The sequence below is a fragment of the Microbulbifer sp. 2205BS26-8 genome (assembly GCF_030731025.1).
GTDB classification, from domain to species: Bacteria; Pseudomonadota; Gammaproteobacteria; order Pseudomonadales; family Cellvibrionaceae; genus Microbulbifer; species Microbulbifer spongiae.
This window is the reverse complement of sequence record NZ_JAVAMR010000043.1, coordinates 1-23,683: the sequence shown is the minus strand read 5'-3', so window position 1 is coordinate 23,683 and position 23,683 is coordinate 1. Positions and strand designations below refer to the sequence as shown.

Annotated in this window: 9 protein-coding genes and 1 pseudogene; 9 read left to right on the top strand and 1 reads right to left on the bottom strand. The window is 61.0% G+C overall.

Translation table 11 applies throughout. From position 1 onward, the window contains the following. Nucleotides 1-19 precede the first annotated feature (19 nt). The 8 genes from Q5Y71_RS13185 to Q5Y71_RS13150 all read left to right on the top strand — a co-directional run bounded on the left by Q5Y71_RS13185 (nt 20) and on the right by Q5Y71_RS13150 (nt 22,774). The gene (locus Q5Y71_RS13185; protein ID WP_306042587.1) at nt 20-604 is read left to right on the top strand and encodes a tetratricopeptide repeat protein; all 585 of its coding nucleotides are present in this window, start codon (nt 20-22) and stop codon (nt 602-604) included. Continuing rightward, complete coding sequence (locus tag Q5Y71_RS13180) at nt 604-924, top strand: hypothetical protein (RefSeq protein ID WP_306042591.1); 321 nt, start codon at nt 604-606, stop codon at nt 922-924. The genes Q5Y71_RS13185 and Q5Y71_RS13180 overlap by 1 nt, the downstream gene beginning before the upstream one ends. A gap of 69 nt (nt 925-993) precedes the next feature. Then, nucleotides 994-1,725 (top strand): MotA/TolQ/ExbB proton channel family protein, encoded by a 732-nt coding sequence (locus Q5Y71_RS13175; RefSeq protein WP_306042586.1) that lies wholly within the window; start codon nt 994-996, stop codon nt 1,723-1,725. Further along, nucleotides 1,725-2,309: a biopolymer transporter ExbD gene (locus Q5Y71_RS13170; RefSeq protein ID WP_306042585.1), complete on the top strand. Its 585-nt coding sequence runs from the start codon at nt 1,725-1,727 to the stop codon at nt 2,307-2,309. Before Q5Y71_RS13175 ends, Q5Y71_RS13170 begins: the two co-directional genes overlap by 1 nt. Further along, entirely contained in the window at nt 2,306-2,845 is a 540-nt protein-coding gene (locus Q5Y71_RS13165) for a biopolymer transporter ExbD (RefSeq protein ID WP_306042584.1), read from the top strand. Before Q5Y71_RS13170 ends, Q5Y71_RS13165 begins: the two co-directional genes overlap by 4 nt. Before the next feature lie 9 nt (nt 2,846-2,854). Next, nucleotides 2,855-4,234, top strand: coding sequence for an AgmX/PglI C-terminal domain-containing protein (locus Q5Y71_RS13160; protein ID WP_306042583.1), 1,380 nt, complete (start codon nt 2,855-2,857; stop codon nt 4,232-4,234). Between the two features lie 307 nt (nt 4,235-4,541). After that, the gene (locus tag Q5Y71_RS13155) at nt 4,542-17,573 is read left to right on the top strand and encodes an isopeptide-forming domain-containing fimbrial protein (protein ID WP_306042582.1); all 13,032 of its coding nucleotides are present in this window, start codon (nt 4,542-4,544) and stop codon (nt 17,571-17,573) included. Continuing rightward, entirely contained in the window at nt 17,573-22,774 is a 5,202-nt protein-coding gene (locus Q5Y71_RS13150; RefSeq protein WP_306042581.1) for a flagellar motor protein MotB, read from the top strand. The genes Q5Y71_RS13155 and Q5Y71_RS13150 overlap by 1 nt, the downstream gene beginning before the upstream one ends. Before the next feature lie 298 nt (nt 22,775-23,072). Here Q5Y71_RS13150 and Q5Y71_RS13145 read toward each other — a convergent pair whose 3' ends face one another. After that, entirely contained in the window at nt 23,073-23,390 is a 318-nt protein-coding gene (locus Q5Y71_RS13145) for a YceK/YidQ family lipoprotein (RefSeq protein ID WP_306042580.1), read from the bottom strand. A 103-nt stretch (nt 23,391-23,493) separates the two neighbouring features. On the opposite strand from Q5Y71_RS13145, the pseudogene Q5Y71_RS13140 reads away from it, so the two are divergent. Continuing rightward, nucleotides 23,494-23,683 (top strand): annotated as a pseudogene (locus Q5Y71_RS13140) (transposase); the annotation flags it as partial.

Genomic DNA, 23,683 nt, shown 5'->3' with positions numbered 1-23,683 from the left:
AAGTGTGGAGCTGAAAGCTATGCAAATACCATCGCGACGGTTTTTTCTGTTGGGGCTCGCGCTGATTGTCACCGCTTGTGCGGGCACCCAAACCCCAACCGGTAAGATTTCCGACTACACTGCAGTGCGGGTTTCCGGCAGTGTGAAGCGGGACTTTGAGCGCTCACTGGACCATCTGGCCGAAAGGGAATATGAATTTGCCATTGCGCTGTTGCAGTCGGTGGTGGCGCGGGAGCAGCGCCTGCCGGCGCCCTATATCAACCTGGGCATTGCGCATTACCAGATGGACAATGAGAAAGATGCGGAAGACGCTTTCCTGAGGGCCCTTGAGCTGGATGAGAATCATCCGGTGGCCACAAACGAGTTGGCGGTGCTCTACCGCAGGCAGGGGCGTTTTGCCGATGCACGACATCTCTATGTCCATGCTTTGGCAGAAAATCCCGAGTACCTTCCCCTGATTAAAAATCTTGGCATATTATGTGATCTCTATCTGCAAGATCTTGAGTGTGCTCTGGCACAATTCCAACACTATGTGCAATTGGAACCGCAGGACCAGGATGTATCCATCTGGCTGGCGGACCTTAAACGGAGGGCGAGCAAGTGATGTGGAAATTCCAATGGATTTTGCCGGTGATTTTCTCTGTCGCTACCCTTCCTGTAGCCCTGGCACAATCTGAAGGTATGAAACAGAAAGCGCCTGTGGAGAAAAAAGTGGACTCGGCCATTAAAGAGTTATCGGGTATCTCCATTATTGGGAACAAGGAAGCCCCCAAGTCCCTGTATATTGTCCCCTGGAAAAGTTCCGAAGTGGGTGTCGAAAGTGACCTGGTTTCCAGCTTGATGGACGACAAGTTACAGCCGCTCGACAAGGCAGTGTTCCTGCGCGAGTTGGCGTTCTACCAGCTTAGCCTGTCCGGCGACTAACGTCGTCCTTTCTCCGGTTGCGACCGGAGTAGCAACAAGGTACTGCAGTATTTATCAAGAGGGTTTGCAATGGACTTTTTTCACAGCGTCATCGAGTTTTTTCAGACGGGTGGTACCTTTATGTACCCCATTCTCGTGGTTGCCGCCCTGGGTAGCGCCGTTGCCATTGAGCGATTTATTCGCCTGCATTATGAACGCCATACCAATCGCGCCATGTGGGACAAAATGCAGCCAATTCTGGCCTCCGGGGATTTTGATCGTGCGCGCAACCTGGTCAAGCAGGATCATTCCAGTGTGGGCAAACTGTTGTCTATGGGGCTGGCCCGCCAGGGTACGGTGCGCCGTCGCGAAGATATTGAGATCGCGATGGAAGAGAGCATGATGGAGATTACCCCACAGCTGGAAAAGCGCACCCCTTATGTGGCGCTCTTTTCCAATATCGCCACGCTGCTGGGCCTGCTCGGGACCATTATGGGTCTGATTGAAGCCTTTACCGCAGTAGCCAATGCCAACCCGGCGGAAAAGGCCGACTTGCTCTCTGCCAGTATTTCTGTGGCAATGAACACGACTGCATTCGGCCTGATGACCGGTATTCCCCTGTTGATCGTGCACGCCCTGCTCAACTCCCTGACCGGTGAGATTATCGACAGTCTGGAGATGGTGTCTGTCAAGGCCTCTAACCTGATTGACAGCGCCACCCGGCGCCGCTTTGAGATCGATGTGCCAAAGCCGGAAAGCAAAACCGCCAAGCGCCCGCCCAGTACAGCCCATGGTAAAGCACCCAAAGTGGAAACCGCGTAATGAGAAGGCGGCGCCATGGGAGAGACCGAGAAACCCCTGAGCTGGATATCACTGCTTTTCTGAACCTGATGGTGGTACTGGTCCCCTTCCTGCTGGTATCGGCGGTGTTCTCGCGGGTGACTATCCTGGAACTGAATTTGCCCAGTGGTGCCGGCGGCGGTGCCCCGGACGATCCCACCGTGACGGTGGAAGTGGTGGTGCGCAAGGCGGCGCTGGAAATCAGCGATGGTGAAAAGGTGATTGCGCGCTTTCCCAACCTGAATGTTGCGGAAGAGACCGAGTCCGAACAGCCGCAAGTGGCTGGGCAGGAAACCAGCTTTGCACTATTGCCGACGGCAGAAGTCTACGACTTGAAAAAACTCACTGAGTTTTTGCTGCAGGTGAAAGCCAGTTACCCGGAAAAGACAGACTCCATTCTACTGATGGAGGCAGAGATTGCCTATGAACATCTTGTGGGCGTTATGGATACCGTGCGCGGTGTTGATGTCCGGCTTGAAGGCAGTGATCCCGATGATCCCGATGATCCCGAGGCGGTGGAGAAGGTGATTCTGTTTCCCGATATTTCCATAGGGGATGCGCCGTGAGACATGAAAGCCGACGTATGAAGCGCATGGCGCGCAGCCATAAGCGCAAAAAAACCTCAGGCATGAACCTCACATCTTTAATGGACGTGTTCACCATCCTGGTGTTTTTTCTCTTGACCAACACCTCCAGCAATGAAGCGCTGGAGCCCCCCAAGGTAATCACCCTGCCCGATTCGATTGTGGAAACCAAGCCGAGGGAAACGGTAACCCTGATGGTGACGGCCGACGAGATTCTGGTGGAATCCAACTCCGTCGTTGCCACCAGCGCGGTGCTTGAAAGCGAGAAAATTGTTATCGAGGCGATCAAGCAGGCCATGGTGGCAGAATTGGGTAAGGCGATTGGTGTTGCCCAGGCCTCGACGCAAGACGGAGGGAATGAAAGCGAAGGCGAGCAGGGGCCGGAACCACCGGAGGTGAATATTCTCGCAGACCGGGGTATCCCGTTCAGTTTGCTGAAAAAGGTGATGTCCAGCTGCACTGAAGCGGGTTATACCAAGGTTTCACTGGCGGTAATTCAGAAAGCATCTCAGGATTAATAGAAGTTTGTGAGTAATTTTCTTCAACAACAGCAGGCGATTACCGAGGCGCTTGATGCAGCTCGCCAGCGCAAGCATCTGCTTGGACACAAGCAGCGGCAGATCGAAGAGAAGCTGGCTGAATTGCAGACCCACGGCACCAAGTACCAGCTGCTGGATGAAATTGCCCAGCGTCTGCACAAGCTCGAAGCAGTTGGTGCCGGCGATCTGTTCTGGGCTGAGAACTACCAGACAGATGCCTCTGAGCGGGTTATCGAGCGGATCAGGGAATCCACCCGGGACTATAACGACAGTCGGGACCAGCTACAACAGCGTCACAGGGCACTTCTTGAACAAATAGAGGACTGCAGCGAGGAACTCCTTGCCCTGGATGAACGGGCTGATGAATTGCGACTCGCGCAAGAGGAATCCCGGTTTGAACTGGAGGTTACCCGGGCATTCGAGCCAGCGGATGCACGCCCGATGGTGCTGCCCTGGCATACCCGGGGTGAGGATGAAAGGCGCTTTCGCATTTGCGTCTTCGCCACGCTGTGTATCGCTGCGCTGCTGGGATATTTGGTGCCCTTGTATACCCTGCCCGAGCCGGAAACCCAGGTGGTGGAGATTCCCGAACGCTTGGCCAAGCTGGTGATCGAGAAGAAAACCAAGCCCAAACCGGTTCCCAAACCGGAGCCGAGCAAGCCCAAGCCGGAGGAGAAAAAGCCCCGGCCCGAGCCGGAGCAGCAAGTGGCCAAGCAGGACCCGAAGCCCGCCCGGGCGGAAAAAAAGCAGGCGCGTAAAAAAGCGGAGCGCGCCGGTGTCCTCGCCTTTAAGGATAATTTTCAGGATCTTATTCAAGACGACCTGGACAATCGCCTGGGCCAGCAAACCCAGTTGAGCACTGCCGGTAAACGGGAAAACCGCAGTCAGCGCTCGCTGATCACTGCCGCTGCAACCACCCGGAGTGGGGGCATCAGTACCGCAGCATTGAGCCGCAATGTGGGTGGTACCGGTTCCTCCCTGGGTGGTGTGGCCTTCGCGCGGGTGGAGAGCTCTATTGGTACCGAAGGGGATTTCGCCGGCGAGGACCGGCCGCTCAGCGACGGCGTTGGTCCATCCCGTACCGACGAGGAAATCCAGATTGTTTTCGACCGCTACAAGGCTGCACTGTATCGCATCTACAACCGCGAACTGCGCAACAATCCCGCCCTGCAGGGCAAGATGGTACTGAAGCTCACCATCGAACCGGACGGCGCCGTATCCCTGGCGGAAGTGGACTCCAGCGATATGGACTCGCCGGGGCTCAACGCCAAAATTGTGGCGCGGGTAAAGCGGTTTAATTTTGGCGAGAAGGCCGGTGTGCCCACCATCACCATTCTTTTCCCGATCGACTTCTTTCCCAACAGTTAATTCACGTGACCCCGTTGTGCGCTTGCGCAGCGGAGCCGGGCTCGCAGAGGAAAAAGTATTCCAGAGGTTTTTCTTTTCGCTTTAGCGCCTGTTTTCGGACTTTGTTTGTCCAAAGCCAGCCTGAGAACTACTTGGCAATCCTCAAAAAATACCCGCACCTGACATTGATTTATGACCTGTTTCACGGCCAGTTTTTTTCCTTGTAATTAAACTTGCCGGGCCGAACTGTGTCTTTCTGGCGGTGATGCTTGCAGGTTTGGTCAGGGATTTTTTGAAATAGAAAAGTGGCGGCGAATCAGTGGTGATGATGTCAGAAGTAATTGGGCGGAAATCCTGGAGTCATTTGCTTGCCGGCTTGCTGCTGTGCGCTTGGTCGGTTTTTTTTACGCCGCAGGCGCTGGCCGATCACAACTGCCCCACTTTTCCCGATAACCCGGCAAGATTCAATATTCTGGATCACCGCGCTGCAAGCAGCTGGTGTGTGCTGTGTGGCGATGGTCAGGTGACCCTTGAAATCCGCGTACCATCTATCCGCAGTGGCGGCCAGGGAATCCAGCATATTGAAAACATCGTCGTCAGCGAAAACCTGGGTACTTCGGAGCTGGAATATATTCCCGGTTCCACTTCCGTGAGTGCCGGGGTGGTGCTGGGCGAACCCACCATCAGCGGCACTACCATTCGTTGGGATCGTACGGACCTGTCCGCGCTGGCCGCGCGTAACGAAAACACCACCATGACCATCACCTTCGGTGTGCGCAGCCGGGTCAACCGGGAGGAGGAGCTGGTGGTCAACAACCGCACCCTGAACGCCAGTGCATCCTTCGACTACTGCAGCTATCCCACCACCACGGATACGGACAGGTTGGAGCTGGCTATCCGCGAGCCGCTGCCGTCCATGGACAAGCGCGGGCGGAATGTGGATGCGGCCCAGAGCAACTACACCAATGACGTCTACGGCAATATCCATGATGATGTTATCTGGCGTATCCGCATCTCGAACGGCGGCCTCGCGGCTATGCAGGATGCGCGCTTCGATGATTTGATGACCAACCCGAATATGGATATCAATTATGCCTGTCCGAGTGAAAGTGCTGCGCTCGCAGTTGCCAATAACAATGGTAACAATCCCGGTGGTACCGGCTGTATAGCGGCAGCCAATAACATCAATAATTTCTCACTGAACGGCAACTTTGCCAGCGGGCCCGGGCGTACCGATGTGCCGGCGGGAGGCAGTCGCGACATCTACCTGGTGGGCAAGGTGAACAGTTCCTGCAGCGACGGCACCAATCGGGTTTCGGATCTGCAGTGGGGCTGTGAAATTGATGCGGATACCGGCGTTGGTGGTATCTCCTCTCCAGCCACCGGAAGTGCGCCGGGCGCCGATACGGAGACACTGTTTGCCCGGGTGGCAACGGATCTCACTGTTACCCAGGCGATCACCGGTACCAACCTCAATCAACCACTGGGCTCCGCCGGGTTTGTGACCATTACCCTCAACAACCGGACGCGGGGATCGGTCAGGGATATCCAGTTTGTCAGCGACCTGCCCGATGAGTATGTGGTGGACACCACCTATACCCCGCAGATCACCCGCCAGCGGCGGGGTATTGACGGCCACGGGGCCAATTACGGCGCAAACTACCCGGGCATGGCGGACACACTGCAGTGGCGTGTGGGAAGTAACTGGAATCAGTGGGACCCCAACCCGCTCAACAACAACCGCCCGGAGTTCCGTCTGCTGAGCAGTAGTGTGCACCCGCGCTATGCCGATCAGCGCAATATGATGCGCTTTGGGGATGAAATCCAGATCCGTTTTCGCATCGTCACCACAGAGCCGGGCTTTTACGACAAGGCCGCCGACCTGGATGTCGAGGAGGAGACGGCGGCCAATGGCCTGGACCCCAACAGCAATCTGCGCCTGGCCGACAATGTGCTCAGCATCGATTACGAGGATTTTTGTCCCGGCACCAATCCGCCCACGCAGATCGAGCGCCAGCCGGTCACACCGGACCCGGAAGATCTGGATATCAGCACCGTCTATCCCCTGTATATCGTGCGCGACAGCGGCACTTCGGAACTGACCGTGGACGTCACCAACAACGGCGCCCACGACGCGGACAATTACGCCGTGTATGTCACCTTTGGCGAGGCCATGCGGGTGCTGTCCAATAACCGCGCCTGTACGGCTGTGGGAAATCCAAACCCCGGCACAGTGCCCGCACACCCGCTGTGGAACCAGCCGGATTACCTGCCCGCCTCCGCAACGGTGTATCGCTGTAACAACCTCGGTGGTGTGATCGAACCGGGCACCACCGAGCGCATTTTATTCCAGGTGGAAAAAAATCACTCCGCCACCGATGACGATCTCACCTTTCGCGCGGATGTGGTGGGGGAGATTGCGCTGTCTGATGGCACCCCGCTGACCTTTCCCGAGCCGGCCACCCTGGCGCAGACAACCCCCAACAAGCAGCTGGCCAACAACTATACCCTCGACGGTATGCGCGCGCGGGTGATGGGCTTCAATCTGCGCAAAGACCGCGCCGACGCCTGCAACGAGTTGAGCGGCGAGGCCGCTTTCCCCAACAGCAGTGTCCTGATCGGCGAGGAGTGCCGCTTCGAAATCCAGGCCGGCGGCTGGTTTGGTTTTGACACGCCGGGATTTACCCTGATCGAAGTGCGCGATATCGATGTGCGCGACGACCTGCCGGACGGCCAGGGCTATATCGCCGATACACTGCTCAACTGTGCCGACGTCACCCTGCCGCACCCGGTCTCCCAGGCCAACTGTGTGGTGATTCCCGGCAGCGATATCGTCGAGAGCGGCGGCCTGAATATTCCCCTCAGCGAAACGGACCTGCTTTGGGACATCAGCGCCAGCATCAGCGCGCGGGATCGCTGGTTTCTCTCGGACATGACCACCCGTTTGCTCAATGATCCGGTGGACAGAGAGAACACGGACCCCAACCAGCACGCCAACCCCAGCACCGACTATGGGCGGGCCCGGTTCACTGCGGTGTTCGATAGCGAAACCCTGGTGGTGGACAATTACAACACCAGCGGCATCCTGACCAATATCGACGGCGTGCCCACCACCGTGCCGGGCTTTCCGGATATCAGCGAGTGGTCGGAGTCCGTGACCGTTACCGAGCCCCGCATCGAGGTGGATAAAAAAGTCTGTAACGAAAACCTTTACGGTGCTGGGATCAGCTGCAGCAATTTTGTCGACTTCACCAACGAGGGCCACCGGGACCAGACCTATATTTTCCGCCTGACCCTGACCAATCGCGCCACCGACAGTGGCGTCAACCGCGCACCGGCCTACGACCTGGTGGTGACCGATACCCTGGATGCCAGCGGGCAGATGTGTGTGCAGCCGCTGGATAGCGACGGCCTGGACAACGACGGCGACGGCGCTGCGGAAACTGCCGCTGGCGATGACGGCCTGGTGGGTATCACCGCCGGTGCGAATGATTATGCCATTGCCACCCACTGCAGCGATGGCGGCACCCCGGCCATTGTCACCTTTACCTATGAGCACTCCTCTGCCCTGGAGCGCATCAACCCCGGCGACTCGGTGACCCTCTATTACCGGGTGAAACCCCATTTTTCCGTAGCGCCACTGCAGACCTTTAGCAACAGCTTCTTCGCCCGCTACGACAGCCTGCAGGGGGATTTCGGCAACCAGAGCGCGCCGCAGATCGACAGTGACGGGGATAACGATGGTGTCGGTGACGGCACCCCCGCCGCCGGGCGCGCGCGCCACTACCGGTCTGCGGATGCGAACGCGCAAATGCAGATTATCCCCGTGCAGGCGGAGCCGAAACAGGCTGTGGCATTGTCCAATGGCACTGCCAGTGGCAGCGGCAGTGATACTGCTGTGGTGGGCGAAGAAATCCGCTACCGGCTCACCGCAAAAATACCCGCGGCCAAATTGCGCAATTTCGTCATCCGCGACGAGCTGCCGGCGGGCATGCGCTGTATCGAGGGGCAGACGGTCAATCTCGATGCGCCCCCCTATGATGCGGCGGGATTTATACCCGGTGGCACTGTGAGCGCGACCTGTACCAATACCGGTAGCGCCGACTATGTGGCGTGGGACTTTGGTGATCAGGAAGTCACCATGGTGACTGGTAGTCTGTTTGATTTCCCGGTGGAATTTATCGCCCGCATCGACAACAGCAGCAATACCAATGACGGCGACCTGCTGCGCAACGGCGGCAGCTACACCACTGCCCAGCTGCGTTACGTGGATGAGGCGGGGTCAACCGTGGTGGTGCCTTTCGATGTCCACGAGATCAGGGTGCAAGAGCCGCAGATCCACTTGAGCAAGGCATTTGCAGTCGCCAACAGCGATGCGGATGACATCCTGACCGTCACCGTAACAGCGGAAAATACCGGCACCGCGGCCACCTATAACCTGCAGGTGCTGGACGATCTCACCGGCTCCAAGCTGATTTATGCGGGTAATATCGGCGGCGCCGACCCGCCCCAGAATGTGGATGTCACGACCCTCGGGGCCAATGCCCCGATTTTCAGCTGGAACCGCGGCCATGGGAATTACACCATCGCCACCGGCGAGAGCAGATCCTTTACCTTCGATGTCCGCGTCGGGCAGGGCGTAGAGCCCCACGAGATTCTGGACAACACCCTCCAAGCCCGCTGGCAGTCCCTGCCGGGCACGGACGTGGCTTTAAACAGCAACCATCGCATAGGCCCGGATGGGGCGGCCGACGGAATGCGTATCGGTGTATTGCCCAACGCCGGCGATGCCATCAACGATTATGAAACCACCGCCGGGGCCCAGACCGAAGTGCTGCCCCTGCAACTGGTCAAATCCGATCTCGAACCCACTGTTATTCCCACTATCGGTGCGCACAAACAGTTCCAGCTGGAAATCCGTCTGCCGGAGGGCGTCAGCCGGGATCTGGTCATTGCCGACCAGCTGGGCAGCCCGGAAGGCTATGTGCTCAGTCATAATGCCGACTACGACATCACCTACGCGTTTGTGGGTATCGAAAGCATCAATGGCAGTGCGCCAACCGAGGCGGCGTTCAACAGCTTCCCCGCAGATAACACCGCCGGCAATGCCACCTGGAATATTGGCACTGTCGATACCGCTAGTGAAAACGATACCGCCGGCAACGCACTGCAGCCGCTGATCCGCATCACCTATTTTGCCCGCGTCGACAATGACCTGGCCACCAATAGCGGCGACAGCCGCCAGAACAGCGCCGCGCTGAGTTACCGCAACGGCGAATCCGGAGCGACGGAAAGCCGCAATGACGATACTCCCCCAGTCACGGTGGTGGAGCCGCAGCTCGCGGTCAGTAAAACCGTGCGCAACGCCACCAACCCCGGTAATCTGCCGGTGGGTGGCGATGTGCTGGAATATGTGATTACCGTCACCCACGACGCCGGCTCCAGCGCCGCCGCATTCGATCTCAACCTGGTGGATACGCTGCCCTCAGAGCTGCGTTATGACAGCGGCTTTACCCCCACAGCACACATTGACGGCACCGCCGTTGCTGGCTTTTTGGCAACGCCGGCGGGGACCCCCTCCGGGCCCCTGGTGTGGGGCCGGGGCAATGGCGACAACAGCCTGGACCTGCCCCTGGGCCAGACGCTGGTGGTCACCTACCGCACCCAGGTGGCCGGGGTATTCGGCTCCCCCATCAGCAACAGTGTACTGTTGGACTGGACCTCCCTGGACAACAGCCACATCAACGATCTGGCCTACGAGCGTGACGGCGCCGACTGCCCGGCGATTGCCGCACCGGATGATTACTGTGTGGGTCCGGCGGAGGCCAGTATCGATACGGTGGACAACACCAGTATTGCCAAAACCGTCATCGCGGATACGGATACCGCTTCCCCGGTGGGGACCCTGCGGATCGGCGACAGGGTCACCTATCGACTGACCCTCAACCTGCAGGCGGGCACCACGCCGGCGGTCACCGTGAACGATGCGCTGCCGGCGGGGCTGGCGTTCGATGCCATTGTCAGTGTCAATGGCGATACCAGCGCCCCCTTTGATGCCAACCTGAATGGTTTTACCTATTCCGCCATCGCGGTTCCCACCGCGGGGGCTACCGGTACCGTTAGTTGGAACCTGGGGGATATCCGCAGCGATTTTGGCAACAGCAATCCCTTTGTGATCGAGTACACTGCCGAAGTGGTGGCGGGTGCCGGTATCGCCGCGCCCAGCGCGACTTTGACCAATACCGCAGTGCTCAATTACACCGGCGCCGCCGCCAGTCTGCAGGACAATGCCACTATCACGGTATTGCAGCCGCTGATCGACGGCCTGACCAAAACCGATGCCACCTGGCCCAACGCCCACCTGAATGTGGACCCGGCCAACGACCTGATGCGGTTTACCCTGCACGCCTGCAACTCCGGGCTGGCGCCGGCCTACAACCTGTCCCTCACCGACAACCTGGCCACCCAGATGGACGAAGGTTCCATCGCCAATCTGCAGGTCACTGCTGGCGGCACTGTGCTGACCCAGGGCAGCGACTACACCTATACCCCGCCGGCCAGTCGCGGCGACGCTATGGGGTTCAGCTTCCAGGCACCCATCGCGCCGGGGCTCTGCCTGGATATCTATTACGAAATCGGTTTTTACACCGACATCGGCGGCGGCGAAAACTGGGTCAATATGTTTACCGTCGACGGGTTCCACTCACTGCCGGCAAACAGTGGCGGGCAGTATGCACCGGTTCCCCTGGCAACGCCCTATCCCATGGGCACGGTTGCCACTGCGGTGACCGCGCCCCGGAAATCTCTGCAGACCGCCGCCAGCGCCGCAGTGGGGGAGGAGGTGGTGTACCGCATCCAGGTACCCGGCAGTGCCACCACGGCGGCCATTTACGATGTGGACATAACCGATGCCCTCGACCCCGCCCTGGAACTGGTGCAGCTGCGGGAGATCAACGGCCTGGCCTTCACGGATAACAGCAGCGGCAACAATATCGCCCTGGGCCTGGAACTGATTCCAGCCGGCACAGTGGCTGTGTTCGAACTGCGCGCCCGGGTCGCCAACAACGCCACCGCCCAGGCGGGCTACAGTGTCGACAACCGAGCCGCCTATACCTATGCCGTCAGCAGAGGGGGAGCGCCACAGGCCGGCGGCAGTGGCACTGCGCCCACTCTCACCATTGTGGAACCGGAGTTGTCCGCAACGGCAACTGTTGCCAACCAGACCAGTCCCGGCAGCGACCCAGATGCGGGCGATATGCTGCGCTTTACCCTCGATATCGCCGCCGCCGGCGATCCACAGAATGCCGATGCCTACGACCTTTCCATCCGCCAACAGCTGGCCCTGGGCCTCGCCTTTGTGCCGGGCAGTGCCGCCTTTGCCGGTGCCCCCCAGGCCGATCCCATCCTCAGCGGAGATGGTGTAGCAGCGGCGCAGTCACTGGCGTGGAACCGCAGCAACAGCAACCTGGATATCGCCGCCGGCGGCAACAGCCAGCTGGTGTTCGACGTGGTGGTACTGGACAGCGTACTCGCCTCAGCTTCCCTGTCCGCCGCGAGCCGTATCGAGTGGACCAGCCTGAATGAAGACAACAGCAGCCCCCATGAGCGCAACGGCGCCGACGGTGTCGGCGGCCTGAACGACTATGTGCTGGAAAATATTGCCGCACAGCTCACCGCCGCCAATAACAGCGCATTGAGCAAAACCCGTATGGATGACAGCTACGGTAGCGGCGATGCCCAGTTGCGTGTTGGCGACCTGGTGGACTATGAGCTGCGCCTGTCGCTGCCGGAAGGCAGTGCCCCCGGGGCGGCCATTGTGGATACTCTGCCCCGGGGCATGGTGTTCGAGGGCACCCTCGCCGTCAACGGCGTGACCACAGCACCTTTCGCCGCCACAGCGCCCTTTGTGCACGGGGATATCGCCGAGCCCGTCCAGAGCGGCGATCCCGCCACCGGGCCCACCACCCTGCGCTGGTCCATCCCGGACCTGCGCAACAGCGGTGACAACAATGCCGCCAACGATGTGTTTGTACTGCGCTACCGGGCGCGGGTGCTGAACCGGGATGTGCATCCCTGGCCGGCCGACAATACGGCCCTGACCAATCGGGTGCAGTTCAGCTTCGACACTGCAACCGGCACCGAAACCCGCGCCGACAGTGACAGCCTGGATCTGCGCCAGCCGGAGCTGGTGGTGGGCATCAGCTCCAGCCCTGCGGATGGCAGCACCCTCGCCGTGGGGGACAGCATCGATTACACCGTTACCCTGACCAACAACGGCTCGGCGCCGGCCTATGATCCGGTGTTCCGGGATAGCATCCCCGCCGGCCTGCGCCAGGGCGGTATTGAAGTGCAGTCCATTCTGGTCAATGGCGCCGCGGCCCCGCTGCTCGCCCCCGGTTTCGACAGCGCCATCGGCGCGGCGGTGTGGGATTTCTCCGCCGGCACCGGCTATGCCATTCAGCCGGGCCAGGCACTGCAGATGGTGTATCGGGTGCAGGCGGATGCCAACCTGGGCGCGGGCCTCAATCTGCAAAACGCCGCTTTCGTGGAGGTTTATTACTCCCTGGACGACGACAACCTGCCGTCTTTGGGCACCACTGCGGTGAGCCAGGCCATGCGCGAGGACTATGGCCCCACCGCGCCGGTCAGTGTGCAGTTCAATACCCCCAATGCGGCTCCGCTGTCGATTGCCAACACCCAGTCCAGCGCGGCTATCGGCGAACCGTTCAATTACCGCATCACCATTCCGGAAACCCCGCAGCCCACCGCCCTGCACGATGTCAGCGTACTGATGGACCTGGGCGTCTCTGCGGCGGAGCTGGAATTTGTCGGCGCCACAAGGGTGTCCGGCGGCAACCCGTTTACGCCGCAAAACACCGGATCGGCCACAGCACTGGTGATTGCCGATACCGGCGACGGTATCGATGTGCCGGCGGGGGAGCAGGTGGTGATGGATGTGACCCTGCGCCTGCGGGACAGCAATCCGCCCAACCTGGACGGCCTCACCTTCACCAACAGCGCCAGTTACCGCTACAACTACGACAATGACAACCCGGCCGCGGGGCAGGGCACCGGTGCCGGAAACACCACCTTGGCCATGAGGGTGGTGGAGCCCACTGCGATTACCCTTACTAAAAGCGGGCCCGCCAGTGTGCAGTCGGGCCTGCCGGGCCGCTTTACCCTGGATCTGCACAATATCGGCACAGGTCCCGCCTGGGATATGCGCGTGTCCGACAGGCTGCCGGACAACAGTCCCGGCGGCATGTGCGCAACCCCGCCGAATAACTTCGCCGCGCAGATTACCGACGGCGCGGGCAATGGGGTTGCCACACTGGCCGAGGGCACTGATTTTGATGTTGCCTTCGACCCGGCCAGTTGCACCCTCAGCCTGGCCACTCGGGGGGCAGCGGCGATGCTGGCCGCGGACCACCACCTGCTGCTGAGCTACGACGCCTATCTGGATGCGGATACCCGCGACGGCGATACCCTGACCAACATTGCCGGTGTGACAGGCTGGCACAGCTGGGACAGCACCATGCCGGAAGTGCGCCAGTACACGCGCCCGGCACCCACCGATGGCACCCCCGGCGTTCTCGACCATGAGGATGCCTTTACGGTCAGCGCCTCGGTGCCCAGGGTGACCTTCTATAAAACGGTGGAAAATATTACCCGCGGGGACAATCCGGCCAGCCTGGCCAGCCCTGCGGAGGTTTTGCGCTATACCCTCACCCTCACCAACCTCAGCGGGGTCGTGGTCAGCGGTATGGCAATCACTGATGACCTCGGCCGCCTCAACAACCTGCCCCTGTTCCGTTCGGGTTCATTGCAACTGATCTCGGTGCCGGCGGGCGCTGACAGCAGCGGCACCAGTGCCACCGGTGGTACCCATGGCAGCGGCCTGCTGCAGGTGAACAGCCTGGACCTGGCGGCGGCGGGCAGCGCCGGTGATAGCTTCCAACTGGTCTACGAGGTAACCCTGGCGGATGTGATCGACAGTGGCACCCAGGTGTTCAACCAGGCCCAGGTGCAGTTACCCGGTCAGTTGCTGCGGGACAGTGACGACCCCAATATCAACGGCGTCGACGACCCCGACCTGGCCGGGGATGAAGACCCCACCCGGGTGGTGATCGAGTCGGGGCCGCTGCTGCTGGTGCACAAAACCTCGGCGGACTTAACCGGTGACCCGGACCTGCTAATGGTGGGGGATACCCTGCGCTACACCCTGCGGGTGGAAAATACCGGCAACGAAACTAGTGTCGATGCGGTGCTGCGTGACCAGGTGCCCGCCAACACCACCTATGTCGCCGGCTCCACCACCATGAACGGCACAGCGCTTGCGGATGTGGGGGGCGCTTCGCCCCTCGTCGCCGGCCTGCAGATCAACACCGCCGGCGAGGCAGCCGGCGTTGTCCTCGCCGCGGCCAGTGGCGCGGCGGCGGCGGTGATTACCTTCGATGTCACCATCAACGACGTCAGCGACGGCACCATTATTTCCAACCAGGGTTTTTTGAATGGCGAAGGCGCGGGCAGCGGTCCCTTCGCGGAAGTGCCCTCCGACGACCCCGACACCAGTGTGCCCAATGACCCCACCATCGATATTGTGGGCGATGTGCCATTGCTGGTCGCCCACAAGACTGTGGCCATTGCCGTGGACAACCTGTCCCCCGGGATAGTGGACCCCGGCGATGTACTCCGCTACACCATTGCCATTCGCAATACCGGCGGCGTCGATGCCACCCGGGTCAAACTCAGGGACCAGGTGCCCGCCAACACCACTTATGTAGCTGGCAGTACCCGCCTCAACGGTATCGCCGTGGCCGACAGCGGCGGCGCACCGCTGGAATCCGGGCTGCCGGTTTCCTCCACCGACCTGACGCCGCCACTGCCAGCCGCGGACAGCGGCGTGATCACTGCCGCCCGCAGCGCCACAGTGACCTTCGAGGTGACGGTCGATAGTGGCACCGCCACCGGTACCGTGATCAGCAACCAGGGCAGTGTCACTGCAGCGGAACCGCCTTTGACCCTCACCGATGCGGACGGCAACCCCGCCAATGGCGCCCAACCCACCCAGGTGGTGGTGGGTGATGCGCAGCTGCTGTCCATCGTCAAGGAAGTGACGGTGGTGGGCGGCGGAGCCGCCGAGGCCGGCGCGGTACTGGAATACTTGGTGACCATTGCCAATATCGGTGCCGTGCCGGCGACCCGGGTGCGCATCAGCGACGACCTGGCCACTGCCGGCGACGGCGTTCTCAGCTACGTTGTAAATTCCGCCACGCTCAACGGCCGGGTTGACGGCATCAGTGTGAGCGGCACGGTGATCAGTGCGGATTACGCCGCGGTTTATGGCGATCTTCCCCCAGGCCAAAGTGCCAGCCTGCGCTTTCAGGCCAGGCTCTCGGACAGCTTGGCCATCGGCTACCGGGTGCTCAACACCGCCGAGGTGCAGTGGAACAATCCCCCCTCCAGCAACCGGGCCAGTGTCGCCATCGATGTGGGCGGCACCCCGGGTATCGCCAACCTGGCCGGCTACCTGTGGCACGACGTGAATTTCAACAGTCGAGCGGATGCGGACGAGCGTCTGCTGTTGAACTGGAGCGTGGATCTCTATTTCAATGACGCCCTGCTGGAGACGGTGCAGAGCGATGACAGCGGTTATTTCCAGTTTCGCGGGCTGGCGCCCAACGGCGCCGCCGGTCCCGGCTATGAGATACGCTACAGGGCCCCGGATGCAGGGAAGAACACCGCCTCCCTGGGCAATACCAGTTCTAACTTCACCAATGGCCCGCAGCGCATCAGCGATATAGTGGCCGGGTCCGGCGCCAATCCGCAAAACCTCAACCTGCCCATCACCCCCAATGGTGTGATCTACAACTCGGTGCTGCGCCAGCCCATCGCCGGCGCCACCCTGACCCTGCTGCGCGCCAGTTCCGGTCAGGCGCTGCCGGATCGCTGTTTCGACGACGACAGGCAGCAGGGCCAGGTGACCCGTGCGGGCGGCTACTACAAATTCGACATCAATTTCAGCGATGCCGCCTGTCCGGCGCGGACGGATTACCTGATCCGGGTGAACATTGCCGATGACAACTATGTGAGTGGCGAATCCCTGATCATCCCCGCGCAGACCCATGGTGAAACGGCCGGCTTCGACGTGGGCGCCTGTCTCGGCAGCAGCGCCGACCGGATACCGGGCACCACGGATCACTGCGAGGTGCAGCTGTCCGCCCAGCTTCCACCGCTGGATGTGGCGGCCCGCGATGCGGCCACCGATTACTACCTGCGCCTGACCCTGGACGACGACCGGATTCCGGGGGAGAGCCAGTTGTTCAACAACCATATTCCCATGGACCCCCAGCTGGAGGGCGCGCTCTCCATTACCAAAACCGCCGCACTGCTGAACGTGACCCGCAGCCAGCTGGTGCCCTACACCATTACCTTCGGCAACACCCTGTCGATACCGCTCACCGACCTGCAGCTGGTGGATTTCTTCCCCGCCGGCTTCAAGTATGTGGCCGGCTCGGCGCGCCTTGACGGCGAGCCGGTGGAGCCGGTGATGAACGGCCTGCAGCTGATCTGGCCGGACCTGCGGGTGGAGGACGAGCAGACCCGCGAACTGAAACTGCTGCTGGTGGTGGGCTCCGGTGTGGGAGAAGGCAAATATATCAACCGCGCACGCCTGTTCAACCAGCTCTCCGGGCAGCTTGCCTCCGGCGAGGCCTCCGCCACGGTGCGCGTCGTGCCGGACCCCACCTTCGACTGCACCGATGTGATCGGCAAGGTATTCGACGATAAAAACAGGAACGGCTACCAGGATGCCGGCGAGGGCGGCTTGGCCGGCGCGCGGGTGGTGAGCGCCACCGGCCTCAATGCCACCGCCGATGCCCACGGGCGCTTTCACATCACCTGCGCTGTGGTGCCCAATGCCGACCGCGGTTCCAATTTTGTGCTCAAGCTCGACGACCGCAGCCTGCCCAGCGGCTATCGTCTCACCACGGAAAACCCGCGGGTGATGCGGGCCACCCGGGGCAAGATGGTGAAGTTTAACTTTGGTGCCAGCCTGCACCGGGTGGTGCGCCTGGATATGGCCGAGGCGGTGTTCGAGCCGGACAGCACCGGCTTGCGCCCCCAGTGGCGGTCCCGCATCGACCTGCTGCTGGAAAAACTCGGCGAGGCCCCCTCCGTATTGCGCCTGTCCTACCTGGCGGAAAATGAGGCCCCGGACCTGGTGGAAGCGCGTTTGCAGGCCATCAAGGCGGAGATTGCCGATGCCTGGGCGCACGCGGATGGGGACTACGAACTGACGATTGAAACTGAAGTCTTCTGGCGGCGCGGCGCGCCGCCCGGTAAGGGGGGGTTGCAGTGATGTCCTCTGCAATAGGCAATAAAATCGCCAGGTCCGGGGTGTTCAGTGGCCTCAAAGCTTGCGCCCGCAGGGGTCCACACCACTGTCTCGCCAGTGTTGTCGCCCTCGCCCTCGCCCTGGCCCTGTCCCTGCCGGCTCAGGGCCAGGGCGAGGGCGCGCAATCCCAGCCGGAGGAGTCCAGCTGGTGGCAGTTGTGGCAGAAAATTCCCGGCCTGGCGCCGGAGGTGGAGGAGCCAGAGGCCGCATTCGAGGAAAAACCCATCGGCAGCAACACCGAAGGCATGTTGCTGCGCGCCCCCGAGCACCAGTGGCTGCAGGATGCCACCAGCTTTATTGCCGCCGCCGATCCCATCGTGGTGGAGGACTTTATCCAGCCGCTGACGTTTACCGGGGTTGAGGATAGGCTTGCCGAGGGTGCAGTGGCATCACTGCGGGAAAAACTGCGCGAGCTGGGTCCACAGCCCAACTTCAAGCTGCACTTTATCGGCCACACGGACGCCGACCCCCTGGATCCGGCACTGGTGGCACAATACCAGAGCAAGGAGGCATTGACCCTGGCCCGGGCCCGCTTTGTGGCGGACTTTTTCCAGCGCGCCCTGGCACTGCCCGGGCAGATGATTGCGGTTGAGGGCCGCGGTGATGGGGAGCCGGTCGCCGACAACATCACCACCGCGGGGCGGCAACTGAACCGCCGCGTCCAGGTGCTGGCCACCTATGACGCCCTGGACGAGGAAGCCATGGCCGAACGCGCTCGCGCCCAGGCGCTGGCATTGAACCGCGTCAAGGTGTGCCGCCAGGAAACCGTGTGCAGGCTCAGTTACACCGCCGGCAGCGAGCAGCGCGCGCGCTTGAAAAACCTGCTGACCCCCCTGCGCCTGGCGCCGGGGCAGGTGGACCTGCCCGACGGCTTTGTGCGCCGCCTGCGCGAGGTGCGCGCCAACCTGGCGGACAAGCACAACCTGGTGATGCACTTTGTCGGCCATACCGACGGGGCTCCCCTGCTGGAGGGCCCGGCGCAGCGCTACCGGGACGCCGCGGCGCTGTCGCTGGCGGAGGCCCGCCGGGTGGCCCTGGCGGTGCGCGACAGCCTGGGATTGCCCGATAGTGCCGTCACCTACAGCGGCAAGGGCGCCAGCCAGCCCATCGCCGCCAACGACACCCCCAAGGGGCGCGCCCTCAATCGCCGTGTGGCAGTGGAATTCTGGTACGACGATCCCCTGGAGATACAGACCGACGGCGTGCAGGCCTGTCCCGAAGCGGCGGCCGCGGAAACCATCACCATCGCCCACGAATCCCTCTCTGGACCACTGCCGCCTATCCGCTTTCGCGATGGCGATCCGGAGATTACCGCAACCCAGTTGCAGCGGATGCGCAGTGTCATGGCCGAAGTGGCCGGCAAAGCCAATGTGCGCCTGAGCTTTATCGGTTACAGCGACAACCAGCGCATGGAACGCCGCGAGGCCATGGTGTATGGCGATGATGTCGGCCTGTCCCGCGCCCGCGCCCGCCGCGCTATGGCCCAGGTACAGCAACAGCTGGGGCTGGACGACACCCAGGTGACCTTCGACGGGCGCGGCTATGTGCAGTCCGACGATGTGGTGCGCGACGGTTTTGTGCAACTGGACGACGCGCGGGTGGAAGTACAGGTGCTCTACGATGAGCTGGCCGTGCTGGCCGACAGCGACCGCCTGGCAATAGAGCGCATCAACCGCGAGGCCCTGGCCAACAACCCCTATGCCCTCAACCTGATGCGCATCACCGTGGATGGCAGCCCGGAATTCGACCCCTACAAAAACTCCGCCGACCTGCAGCGCTGTACCGACGTGGCCCTGGACGATGCCAATATCCAGTTCCGCTTCGACAACAAGACCATGCAGCCGCGCCTCAATGTCACCGCCTGGCCCAACAGCATCCGCTATGCGGACAATCCGGATACTGAAATGGCGGATAACCGGGCCCTGTTCCGCAGCTATACCAACTACCCGTCCTTTATCGAGCGGGCCGAAGTGCGCCTGTTCGAGGCGGACCAGTCCCCCCGCGATACCCCTGTCGCCGTGGTGCCCCTGGACAGCAATGGACGCGGGGCCTGGCAGGCGGAGTTCAGCGCTTTTCAGGCGCCGCTGAAAAAACTGCACTACCTGCTGCGGGTGTACGACCAACAGGGCCTCTACGATGAAACCGGTGCACAGACACTGTGGCTGGTGGACACCATCGAAGCCCCCGCAGAGGCGGTGGATGTGGGCCGGGAACTGCTGGTGGGCTACGGCGAAAACCGCCTCGCCCGGCGCAATATCCCCCTGGACGGCAACAGCGTGCTGGTCAATGGCGCCCAGGTGCCACCGGGCCACAGTGTCTGGCTGGCGGGCAACCCGGTGCCGGTCAATCCACAAGGGGAGTTTGTTGCCGAACAGATATTCGCGCCGGGTACCCACACGGTGGAAGTGGCGGTCCTGGATGGGGGCGGCAATGGCGAGCTGTTCTTGCGCGACCTGGAATTTGCCCGCAGCGACTGGTTTACCGTGGGGATTGCCGACCTCACCATCGGCTATGACAAAACCAATGGCCCGGCGGCACTGGTCACCGGCGATGAAACCCACTATGACAATGCCGTCAGCTATGACGGGCGCCTGGCGTTTTACACCAGCGGCGGTTTCGGCGAAGGCTGGCGTCTCGCCGCCAGTGCCGATACTGAAGAAGGGCCGGTGGACGACCTGTTTTCCAACTTTATGGAAAAATCCCCCGACGCGCTGTTTCGCCGCCTGGACAGCGACCTCTACTACCCCACCTTCGGTGACGATGCCACCGTGGTGGAGGACGCGCCCACCTCCGGCAAATTTTATCTGAAACTGTCCAAGTACGATGACTATGGCCTCTGGGGCAACTTCAAGGCCACCTATGCCGACAACGAACTGGCACAGATCGACCGCGCCCTCTACGGTGCCAGCGGCCACTTTGAAAGCGACGGTGTGACCAGCTTTGGGGAAAAACGCTTGCAGGTGGATGCCTTTGGCGCCGAGCCCGGTACCGTCGCCGGCCGCGACGAATATCGCGGCACCGGCGGTTCCCTGTATTTTCTCCGCCACCAGGATATTCTGCGCGGCTCCGAGCGGCTGCGCATCGAAGTGCGGGACAAGGATTCCGACCTGGTGCTGGGGGTGAAAAACCTCTCCCCGGTGATCGATTACGATATCGACTACCTCCAGGGGCGGGTGCTGCTGAACAAGCCCTTGTCCGCCCTCGCCAACGACAACCTGCTGATCCAGGACGGTTCCTACAACGGCAACCCCCAGTACCTGGTGGCCCGCTACGAATACACCCCCGGTTTCGAGGAAATCGATACGCTGGCCTTTGGTGGCCGCGCCCACTACTGGTTGGGGGACAGCGTTAAACTGGGTATCAGTGGCACCCGGCAGGACGAAGAGGGCAACGAGAGTGCCCTGCAGGGATTCGATCTCACTCTGCGCAAAAGCGCCGGCAGTTGGCTGAAAGTCGAAGTGGCGGACAGCACAGGGGGCAACCTGGACAGTACCAGTTCCCTGGATGGTGGTTTCAGCTTTGACAACGGACAGAGCTTCGATCCCGAAGCCAGTGCGGGCGCGACCAAACTGGAGGGCAGCTTGCAACTGGGCGACTTGTTCGAAAGCCTGCCCGGTTCCGCCAACTTCTATCACCAGGAGCGCCAAGCCGGCTTCTCCGGCCCCGGCCAGTTTGTACAGGGCGACACACTGCAGTACGGGGCCGGTGCCAATCTGCCCCTGGGCGAACGCCTGGACCTGGGTCTCAAGGCCGACAGCAGGGAAGAGGAGTTCGGGTTGCAAACCCGTGCCCTAGACCTGGCCCTCGGCTACCGCCTCAACGATCGCTGGCGTCTCAGCTCCGGGGTGCGCAGGGACCGCCGCGAGGATTTCTCCACCGCGGTTCCCGCCACCCAGACCCAGGGGGAGCGCACCGATATGGCGGTGGAGGCCCGCTACGATTCCGGAGAAGACTGGAGCGCTTTTGGCTTTGTGCAAAACACCCTGGAAGTGACCGGCAGCCGCGAGGACAACAATCGCGTCGGCGTCGGCGGCGCCTACCGGGTCAGCGAACGCCTGGCCCTGGACAGCGAGATTTCCGGCGGCGATACCGGCATGGCGGCACGTCTAGGGTCCGATTTTCTGGTCAGTGACAGGACAAGTCTCTACCTGAATTACACCCTGGATAACGAGCGCAGTGATACCGGTGTGCGGGCGCGCAAGGGCAATATGAGCACCGGCTTCCGCAGCCGCTACTCCGACAGCCTCAGTATTTACGGCGAAGAGCGCTACAGCCACGGCGATGTATCCACCGGCCTGACCCACGCCCTGGGAGTGGATCTGGCCCCCAGCGATCGCTGGACCTACGGCACCACCCTGGAGGCGGGCACCCTGGAAGATCCGCGCACCGGTGCCAAAACCCAGCGCAATGCACTGGGCTTCAATATGGGCTACAGCCTGGAGGCGGTCCGCCTCGCCGCCGCAGTGGAGTACCGCACCGACGCCATGGAAACTGCACTGGATGAAACCACAGTGACGGAATCCCAGCGGGACACCTGGCTGCTGAAAAACACCCTCAGCTATCAGCTCAATCCCGACTGGCGCCTAGTGGGTAAACTCAATTACTCCGACAGCCGCAGTTCCCGGGGGGAGTTCTACGATGGCAGGTTTACCGAAGCGGTGATGGGCTACGCCTACCGCCCGGTGCATCACGACCGCCTCAACACCCTGATGAAGTACACCTACTTCTACAATGTGCCGACCCGGGACCAGGTCACGGTGCAGAACACCTCTGCGGAGTTTATCCAGAAAAGCCATATCTTTTCCGTGGACGCCAGCTACGACCTCACCCGTCGCTGGACCCTGGGGGGCAAGTACGCCTACCGCCTCGGCCAGCTCAGTCTCGACAGGCAGGGCCCGGAATTCTTCGACAGCCGCGCCAGCCTCTATGTGCTGCGCGCCGACTGGCACTTCGTGAACCGCTGGGATCTGCTGATCGAAGGGCGCCTGCTGGACCTGCCCGATGCCCAGGACAGCCGAAGCGGTGCCCTCGTCGGTTTGTACCGGCACCTGGGGGAGCAATTGAAACTGGGGGTTGGCTATAACTTTACCGACTTCTCCGATGACCTCACCCAGCTGGATTACGACAGCCAGGGGGTGTTTGTGAATATGATCGGGAAGTGGTGATTACAGATAGCGCTCTGAAACGGCGGAACACTTTATCTTTTCTGTCTACACGCCAGCAAAAATAAAGTTTTCCGCCTTCTCATATTCACACAATAAGCAATTTATTTCTGCCGGAAACCGGTTGGCCACTGGTCTTTGGTACCGGTGTTGTCGAGCCCGGTGCCCAGTTTAAGCTATCGAGGTCGTTATCAAGGTGATAAGTGGCATTGAGCGGTGCCGCATCGTCTCCATCCCATACTTCGTCAAAGCCGCTTGCGGGGAGGTCAAGGAAAATTCTGATCACTCCCTGTATTGGTTTTCAAGATTTGATCCTTATGCTTCCCTTTTTATGCTGTTCAACAATCGTATAGGGCAGGACAACGGTATCTGTAATCGTACATGCTGCTATGTCCAATACGTAGAAGCCAAGAGCCCAGTCAAAATGTGGATAACCGGGGTTTGAATTTAATTTGCAGAGATTGTATGACACCCCACCATAGGCTCGTGATGTCTCCTCACACTGGGTTTTTTGACGTTTCAGAGTACTTGCAATTTTGTTATCCGAACTCGATAGGGAAGTAAAAGTTCCACAGCCAGTAACAATCAACGAAAAAACAATAATATAGATTTTACGCACTTTTTATTCTCCATTTCTAGTAAAGCCACAGGCGGTGGGTTAGAGTGCTTGGACGAGGGCTAGGTTCCAAAGGAGCTGCATTTTTGCGGGCTTATGTCCTTAATCGACGCTGAGCTGGAAAGGTGTGCTGGGTAAGCTAAAGGAGCGAGGCATGAACGCCCCAGAACTGGCGATTGGTGACGGCGCTATGGGGTTCTGGGCGGCGCTGGAAGAAACCTACCCCGAGACACGCCAGCAGCGCTGCTGGGTACACAAGACGGCCAATGTACTCAACAAGCTGCCCAAGTCGTGCC

What these genes read in the sequence shown, in the direction of transcription:
- Q5Y71_RS13175 (WP_306042586.1), top strand. Translation starts at nt 994, where the DNA reads ATGGACTTTTTTCACAGCGTCATCGAGTTTTTTCAGACGGGTGGTACC.
- Q5Y71_RS13155 (WP_306042582.1), top strand. Translation starts at nt 4,542, where the DNA reads ATGTCAGAAGTAATTGGGCGGAAATCCTGGAGTCATTTGCTTGCCGGC.
- Q5Y71_RS13170 (WP_306042585.1), top strand. Translation starts at nt 1,725, where the DNA reads ATGAGAAGGCGGCGCCATGGGAGAGACCGAGAAACCCCTGAGCTGGAT.
- Q5Y71_RS13180 (WP_306042591.1), top strand. Translation starts at nt 604, where the DNA reads ATGTGGAAATTCCAATGGATTTTGCCGGTGATTTTCTCTGTCGCTACC.
- Q5Y71_RS13150 (WP_306042581.1), top strand. Translation starts at nt 17,573, where the DNA reads ATGTCCTCTGCAATAGGCAATAAAATCGCCAGGTCCGGGGTGTTCAGT.
- Q5Y71_RS13185 (WP_306042587.1), top strand. Translation starts at nt 20, where the DNA reads ATGCAAATACCATCGCGACGGTTTTTTCTGTTGGGGCTCGCGCTGATT.